3 protein-coding genes are annotated in these 1754 nt (G+C 61.2%); all 3 read left to right on the top strand.

Translation table 11 applies throughout. From position 1 onward, the window contains the following. Positions 1 to 7 precede the first annotated feature (7 nt). Positions 8 to 1045, top strand: coding sequence for a DUF2169 domain-containing protein (locus tag N5D30_RS26020; protein WP_279911336.1), 1038 nt, complete (start codon positions 8 to 10; stop codon positions 1043 to 1045). After that, positions 1045 to 1431, top strand: coding sequence for a PAAR-like domain-containing protein (locus N5D30_RS26015; RefSeq protein ID WP_279911333.1), 387 nt, complete (start codon positions 1045 to 1047; stop codon positions 1429 to 1431). Before N5D30_RS26020 ends, N5D30_RS26015 begins: the two co-directional genes overlap by 1 nt. Positions 1432 to 1499: 68 nt before the next feature. Next, positions 1500 to 1754: hypothetical protein (locus N5D30_RS26010; protein ID WP_279911335.1), on the top strand; the 255-nt coding region annotated here is incomplete at its 3' end.

Genomic DNA, 1754 nt, shown 5'->3' with positions numbered 1-1754 from the left:
GTAGCCCATGATCCTCGGTGAAGTCGAAAACTGTACGCCCTATGCCTGGTTCACCTTCGAGAAAATGGGACCGGCCGAGCGGCTTTACGACATCGTGATCGTCAAAGCCGCGTGTGCGCTCCGTCCGGGAAGAGGCGGTGAGGGGATAGTTGTTCTCGATGAGGCGGCCCCCATTCACCTTGCAGACGAGCACTTCGGGGCACCCGAGCGCAGTCCTTTGCGCATTGCGGGTGACACCCTGCTCTACAAGCCGGGCACGGATGTTTTCTTTCGAGGGCATGCGCGGCCGCTCCAGAACCTACCCGAACAGTGGGCCGCTGATCTGGAAATTGGCACTCGCCGGCACCGGTGGCGTTTGTCGGGCGAGCGGCATTGGCAGTGGTCGTTGATGCGAGGCTGGCATCTGAGTGCAGCTCAGCCGTGCGAAACCTTGCCATTGCGCTACGAGCTGGCTTTCGGGGGAAGTTATACACGTCGTGGGGAAGTGCTCGAGCATGCCGAGAATCCGGTAGGGCGTGGCTGGCTGGATGTAAACCGCCTCGACCGAGAGCAGCATTATCCAGCACCTCGCATTGAGCACTTCGCTCACCCCGCGAGTGAGCCGGGCCGGCCGATCCCCATTCCCGGCCTCGGTCCAGTACCACGGTACTGGACCGCCCGCAGCCGCTATGCCGGCACCTATGACGACGCCTGGAGAGAACGTTTCAACCGAGGAGAAAATCCGGGATACCCGCGTGACTTTGATCCACGGTTTTTCCAGGCCGCCCACCCCGACTGGCAATTCGAACGACCGCTTGTAGGCGGAGAGGCCGTGGCCCTGGTAGGGCTCACGGGCGATGAGCCCTTGCTCGGCAACATACCCGACTGGCGTGTGGAGGCATTGCTGGTCGGTACCGGAGCACCCGTTGTCGCTCAACTGCGCCTGGATACGCTCGATTTCGATCTGGATGCCCAGCGTCTGTACATGACATGGCGCCTGCCAATCCCTCAGGACATGGGGATTCGCCAAGTCGTGCTACGTCGTTTGCCAAAAGAGATTTCCTGATGGCCGAAAAGCATGTCGCAAACCGTGAGGTGCTCTGGGTAGCCCTCAATGTCTCTCCCGACTTCTGCCAAGTGGGAAACACGATCGTTCCCTTCGATATCGCGCGCACCCTGAATCAGGACAAGGTTCTTTATGCCCGCAGCGTCTTCGCGCGTGGGCAGCCAGTGATGATGCTCGACAGTGTTGCCCGGGGAGTGATGGGAAATGCTGGGCGAGGCGTGGAATCCTTCGTATCGCAGAATCAGGGCCACGTCTGGGTGCGCAGCGGCAGCACAACCGTGTATGCGGAAGGTCGGCCTCTTGCTCGGCATCTGGATCAGTGCCTGATGAACGCTGAGCTTGATGGTGTTCCCCTGGATTCCGACATAGCGGCGGCCGATCCGTGAGCACAAGGCCCCTTGTCGACCAGCACGGTCGCCCCGTTGAGCTCGTCGTCACGCCGGACGGCTCGAAGATGCGTGTCATCGGCGACGTGCTACCACCAGAGCAAAGAGGCGCATCCGTATTTCTCGACCCCGCGGGAAATGGATCGCTTGCTGGCCCCGGTGATGTTAGGAATCCGAACTCTGGCCCTCCGATGGCCATGCCGCCTCAACCAGAGAGCATTCTGCTGCGTGAGAACGGCACCTGGGGGCGGCTGTACACAATGTCGCTACCCCCCATTCAGGTAACGGCCGACAAGCCTGAGGACGAGGAGGAAGAGGCCCCT

It is taken from the genome of Pseudomonas sp. GD03875 (assembly GCF_029840585.1).
Taxonomy (GTDB): domain Bacteria; phylum Pseudomonadota; class Gammaproteobacteria; order Pseudomonadales; family Pseudomonadaceae; genus Aquipseudomonas; species Aquipseudomonas paralcaligenes.
This window is presented reverse-complemented; position numbering and strand designations above follow the sequence as displayed.